General features: G+C 39.1%; 5 protein-coding genes and 1 tRNA gene. 2 read left to right on the top strand and 4 right to left on the bottom strand.

All coding sequences use genetic code 11. The annotated features are described in order from the left end of the window. Positions 1-3: 3 nt before the first annotated feature. Both D6734_02845 and D6734_02840 read right to left on the bottom strand, forming a co-directional pair. Positions 4-76, bottom strand: a tRNA-Asn gene (locus D6734_02845). Positions 77-215: 139 nt separating this feature from the next. Further along, positions 216-416 (bottom strand): cold-shock protein, encoded by a 201-nt coding sequence (locus D6734_02840; GenBank protein RMF97048.1) that lies wholly within the window; start codon positions 414-416, stop codon positions 216-218. A 299-nt stretch (positions 417-715) separates the two neighbouring features. Between D6734_02840 and D6734_02835 the strand changes: the two genes are divergently transcribed. Further along, on the top strand, positions 716-1,195 hold the full coding sequence (locus D6734_02835) for a DUF134 domain-containing protein (protein ID RMF97047.1): 480 nt from the start codon (positions 716-718) through the stop codon (positions 1,193-1,195). 94 nt (positions 1,196-1,289) lie between these two features. Then, the gene (locus D6734_02830) at positions 1,290-2,699 is read left to right on the top strand and encodes a serine dehydratase subunit alpha family protein (protein ID RMF97046.1); all 1,410 of its coding nucleotides are present in this window, start codon (positions 1,290-1,292) and stop codon (positions 2,697-2,699) included. Here D6734_02830 and D6734_02825 read toward each other — a convergent pair. Continuing rightward, positions 2,696-3,079 (bottom strand): DUF3795 domain-containing protein, encoded by a 384-nt coding sequence (locus tag D6734_02825; GenBank protein RMF97049.1) that lies wholly within the window; start codon positions 3,077-3,079, stop codon positions 2,696-2,698. The two genes, D6734_02830 and D6734_02825, sit on opposite strands and share 4 nt — an antisense overlap. Before the next feature lie 228 nt (positions 3,080-3,307). Beyond that, positions 3,308-5,821 (bottom strand): PEP-CTERM sorting domain-containing protein (locus tag D6734_02820; protein ID RMF97045.1); only part of this gene is annotated, 2,514 nt, incomplete at its 5' end.

The raw sequence follows: 5,821 nt of genomic DNA, 5'->3' as shown, positions 1-5,821 counted from the left end.
TAACTCCCCGGGCCGGACTCGAACCAGCGACAGGGTGGTTAACAGCCACCTGCTCTACCGACTGAGCTACCGGGGAACAAAATTTTGGATTTTTTATATCTTAATATTGCTGATGTCAAGATGTTATTTTGAGGCGAACAGTCAAGATATTGCAAATAAAAGAGGCAGATGCTATTTCAGCTTCTGCCTCCTGATTTTCGTAATTAAGATATATATTACATCTTCCTTACATTTACTGCACTGGGACCTTTCGGACCATCCTGAATTTCAAATTCAACTCTGTCGCCTTCATTCAATGATTTGAAGCCGTCAGCAATTATGGATTTGAAATGGACGAAGACATCATTTCCATCTTCCCGCGAAATGAAGCCATATCCCTTGCTGTCATTGAACCATTTTACTGTTCCGTGAATCATCTGTTTTCCCTCCTTTCTTTAGTTTTTAAAGGCAATATAGCCGCCTCTACCAACCTACCATCTCCTGCAAAATCGAGGAAAAACAGAAACAGAAAAAAGATTCCAACTTTCCAACAACTTTACATTCGCCGATAAACTTGGCTCAGCTTATAAACATCTATAATTATATTCACAGTTTGTCAAATAAATTAATCATTCTTAAAAAAAGATTTATTTTTTAGTTATTGATTAAAAAAGGTTGCATATCAATATTAAAATATGTTATGAGCTTATGCTCAAAACAATAGTGGATATTTATTATGCCAAGACCTTTAAAATATAGAGTAATCTGTAGATACCCGGAGGCGAATCTTTTTACGCCTACCGGGATTTCTTCAACTGATTTGGACGAAGTTGTATTAACACTCGATGAGTTTGAAGCAATAAATCATGCCGACCTTGATGGAATGACGCAAGAAGAAGCGTCGAAATTAATGGATATATCAAGGCAAACATTCGGAAGAATTATTGCAAATGCACACAGAAAAATCGCTGATGCTCTTGTCAAGGGCAAAGCATTGAGAATAGAAGGAGGAAATTATATAATGTCTGAAAGAGGATTTGAATGCTCAAATTGCGGATGCAAGTGGGAAGAAATCTCCACGGAGGGTAAACCGAAAGGATGCCCTGCCTGTTGTAAATCCGACATTAAAGTCGTAAGTTCACATAAATGCCACGGGAATCATTCCCATATTAAAGGGAATTGTTGCGGAAAAGAAAAAGGAGCTGATATCGATTAGAGATTTTTTTTACTTAAATTTTCATTCAAGAGAAATCGGTGTCACTTTTTCTAAAAAATAAATACACAACTATAAAGATTGGCAGGTCCCTTTGATGAATGTTTCAATGCTTTTGAGAAAAATAGTAGTGCCTGCCACAGGGTGTACGGAGCCGGCGGCAGTTGGTCTTGCAGTTGCACTTTCTGTAAGGGCTGTAAACTGGGAAATTCCAAAATGGCTTCATACAAAGAATGTGCCCCAAATGTCAAAGGGCAATCTTTTAGATTCCCCTGACAATCTTTATAAAAGTATCAACGATATATCAGTAACCGTCGACAGAAGGATATATAAAAATGCCCTTTCTGTTGGAATTCCAAACACAGGGGGAGAATATGGTCTCCCCCTCGCTTCTGCGCTTGGGATATTCTGTAATCCTGAAAATGGGCTAACCATTTTTAAAGAAGTTGACGCAAAAAAATTGGGGCTTGCCAAAAAGCTCGTATCAGAAAAGAAAATCAAAATTTCTCTTCCCAAACACAGAATAGATGAACTTTACATCGAAGTTTCAGCAAATATTGCTATCGATAACAAAAATGTCATTACAAAGACACTTATAAGATTTTCACACGAGAATGTAATTTTCATCAAAAGAGGGAAAAAGGTCCTCTATGAAAAATATGCAGGTGCTGGAAAGGACAAGGGTAAAAAAGAAATATTCAGCGAAAATCTCACTATTGAGGGGAGACCTCTTTCATCCTTCAAAGTTTCAGAGATATGTAAAATGGCGCGAAATATTTCAGCCAAAGACAGAGAATTTATGCTTGAAACTTTGAATCTGAATCTTGAGGCATCAAAATTGGGAATGGTCAAAAATGTGGGATTAGGAATCGGAAAATCCATCATAGGAAAAACAAAAGGGAAAAACAGGTCAAAAGCCGAACGCATAAAAAGGATTAGGAGTCTCGTTGCTTCGGCATCTGATGCAAGGATGGCAGGAGAAAATATAACATTAGCAAGCAGTTCTGGGTCAGGCAATATGGGTGCACTTGTAACTTTATCAATCTTTGCCGCCGCTGAAGCTCAAGGAACAATCAATAAAAAATTGCTCGCTGAATCACTTGCTCTTGGACACCTCATAACTGCTTATCTTACAGAATTCATCGGAATACTATCTCCTCTATGCGGTTCATCTGCAAAAGGTGGAATCGGCGCAGCTGCAGGAATTACAAGAATCCTCGGTGGAAACGACACACAGGTTGAAAAGGCGATGAAAAATATGATTTCAACGCTTTCAGGCGTTATATGTGATGGAGCAAAAATGAGCTGTGCTCTGAAAGTGGCGGAAGCGGCAGGAATTGCATATGAATGTGCTTGTCTTGCGCTGGAAAATATTGAAGTGCCCTTTACAGACGGAATTGCAGGGAAAACCATTGAAGAAACAATATCAAACCTCCGCTCCCTCTCTCTTGCAATGGGAAAAGCTGAAGATGCCATTATTAAAGTAATGCAGAAAAAGAAGTTTTAGGGCTCTGAATCTTTTTGGATTTTCTTCCTTATTTCATCAAGAGCAACTTTAGCTTCAGCTTCGTTACCTATTCTCTTTCCGATTACATCGCGCATAAAGGTATAAACTCTATCAAGCTTATCACAGATGTATTCCTCGCAGAAAGCGCAATTTTCAACCTTTCTTTCAATGCCGCATTTTCTTATTTCACAAATACTGCAGTATCCAAGATGCTCTCCCATTGAAAGACATCCGTCGCAATTGATTGTCCTATAATCAACCTCTACACCGAATCTTTCGGATTGCTCTTTTGCATATTCCTTTCTCAATTCGTCATTGTCTTCCACTGTTGCTATGTATGCTTTGCATTTTGCGCAATCAATGCCGCAGTATCCGATTATTTTTTCCATTTATTCGTCCTCTTTTTATAAATTTCTCAAAATTACCTTCAGATTCGATATCATCTTATTCATTTTTCTGAAACTTTAATCTGTTTAAATTTATTTGCTCAAATAGTCATTGAGAAAATATTTATCATTCCCCTAAAAAAATCTCTTTACCTTTGTTTAGTGAATATCAGAAAAAAATTCCAATCTAACATTTTTTAGTAAGGAAGATAGATAAGCTCTTTATGAACTTGCCAAAGTCTTTTTAAACAATAGAAAAATAATGATTCCCAGTCCCAAAAGCAAATATGTAGATGGTTCTGGAACAGGCTCTGTTTGAAGCGCAAATATTTCACCAGTTATATAAAGTTGTGAAGTGTCCCAATATAAACTGCTTGGCAATTCAGGAAGATTGATGGTATCAAAGTTCCCTACTATACTGCCCCAGTTGAGAATGTCGAAGCTGTCACCTTTCGTAGGAGTAAAACCGCCATAAAGCATTATATTAAGTGTTCCACCGAGTGTTAATATTCCGGTTACATTAACTACGTCGTATTCACTTTGCGGAGTTATTCCTCCCAATTCCATAAGCAATGATGCCGTACTGTTCTGAGTATAATCTCCAAAAATATTGGTTACTCCCGGAGAATTTCCCGGCGCGAGTATTCCACCATTGTTTACAAGATCACCGGTAAAATTTTCAACATTAAGTTCTCCACCTGTGAAATTGAATGTGCCATTGTTTACAATGTTAGCTGCCATTAATATGCCGCCTTGAAGATTGTAAGTGCCTGAACTCCCGCTATTGACAGCTATGTCAAGTGTGTTTGCAATCGCATTAGTACCGTCACTTTGGGTTAACTCCCCTGTTCCGGACCATCCGATATACTCATTATTTGCTGAAATATTACCTCCTTGCAAAGTATAACTGCCGCAAGATCCAGAATCAAAGCCTATGGCGAGATAATTTAAAATTTCATTCGTTCCGCCTTGTTGAGTAAAAGTGCCATTTCCAGAATTTCCGACAAATTCAGTGCCTGCATTGATATTACCTGTTTGTAAATTATATGTGCCATTACTATTCATATGATTTCCTACAGAAAGCATATTAACAGTGTGTATACCTCCTGTTTGAGTAAAATTTCCTGTTCCTGAATCACCTACAAATTCATCATTACCAGAAAGCATACCATTCTGCAGCTCATAAGTTCCAATACTACCTGAATTGACACCAAGAGAAAAATCATTGCCAAAATTATTTGTTCCTCCGCTTTGTGTAAAATGGGCTATACCAAAATTCCCTATATATGCCTCATCAGTAGAAAGTTCACCTCCCTGAAGTTCATAAATTCCACTCCCACCTGACTGATTACCCAAAAAAATCACGTTTGCTGAATTTAATCCTCCACTCTGGAGAAAGTTTCCACTGCCAGAATTTCCTATATATTCAATACCAACAATTGCGAGATTGCCATTCTGAAGCTCATAACTCCCATTGCTGCCTGAACTGTCGCCTATGATAATGTCATAGTTGACTGAATTGTTTCCTCCTGATTGGACGAATTTACCTGTTCCTGAATATCCAATATATTGATCATTGACAAGTAGAGTGCCTCCTTGAAGGTCGTAATTCCCATTACCATTTGAATTGTAGCCAATATAGAGAGTTCCTACCGTGTGTGATCCGCCTGATTGGGTAAAGTTTCCGCTCCCTTCCTGACCAATGATTTCTTCTCCACCAAAAAGCTCTAAACCTTCACCGCCAATAAAATTTCCACCTACATCAAGAGTCCCGTTTAAAAGATTATAGACACCGCTGGAACCATAAACCAGACCAAGATTCATATTGTTCTCAATCAAATTCTTTCCGTCATATTGATTAAAGACGCCACTACCTCCCCATCTGCCAAAAACTTCTTCAACTGCATTAACAACACTTTGATTGCCACTCAAATTATATGTACCTATCCCGCCTCCTGCATATCCCAAATCAATCGTAGCGCTGACATTGTTTGTTCCGCCTGTTTGGTTGAATGTTCCGGTATTCCAATCTCCAATCACTTCCCACGGCACATTCAAAGCTCCATCATTTAGGGTATAGATTCCAGAAGTTGTGCTGCTTCCCCAACCTAAAGCAAGTTTATTGTTAATATTATTTGTACCCCCATTTTGAATTAATGTACCGCTCCCGGCTGCCCCCACATATTCTTCAAAGGCATTGATACTCTTGCCTGCTTCTAATGTATAGCTGCCACTGGCACCCTCAGCCGATCCAACTTTCAAGAAATCCACATCTATGCTGCCGCCAACATTCAAATTTCCTCCATCAAGATTTAGATATCCAGTACCATTGCCATTTATGATATTACCGTTTACATTTAGCATTCCGCCTGAAAGCGTATAGGTGCCTGTACTTCCCGATGAATATCCAAGTGAAAGATCCCCAGAGACTGTATTTGTCCCACCACTTTGGATCAACTGCCCATCGCCATAATCGCCGATGTTTTCATATGTGGCTGACATCGATCTCCCGCTCGTTAAATTAAAACTGCCAGCAGACCCTGATACACTGCCAAGATTGATAGTATCAGCACTTATTCCGCCATTGACTACAAGAGTCCCGCCGTCAATATTAAGTGTCCCCGTGCCGCTGCCATTAATAATCTTACCACCGACATTTAGTGTTCCGCCTGAAAGCGTATAGGTGCCTGTACTGCCCGATGAATATCCAAGTGAAAGATCCCCAGAGACTGTATT

It is taken from the genome of Candidatus Schekmanbacteria bacterium (assembly GCA_003695725.1).
Classification (GTDB): Bacteria; Schekmanbacteria; GWA2-38-11; order GWA2-38-11; family J061; genus J061.
Note: the sequence above shows the minus strand (reverse complement) of the source record. Positions and strands in the feature narration are given on the sequence as shown.

What these genes read in the sequence shown, in the direction of transcription:
- D6734_02840 (RMF97048.1), bottom strand. Translation starts at nt 416, where the DNA reads ATGATTCACGGAACAGTAAAATGGTTCAATGACAGCAAGGGATATGGC.
- D6734_02835 (RMF97047.1), top strand. Translation starts at nt 716, where the DNA reads ATGCCAAGACCTTTAAAATATAGAGTAATCTGTAGATACCCGGAGGCG.
- D6734_02830 (RMF97046.1), top strand. Translation starts at nt 1,290, where the DNA reads ATGAATGTTTCAATGCTTTTGAGAAAAATAGTAGTGCCTGCCACAGGG.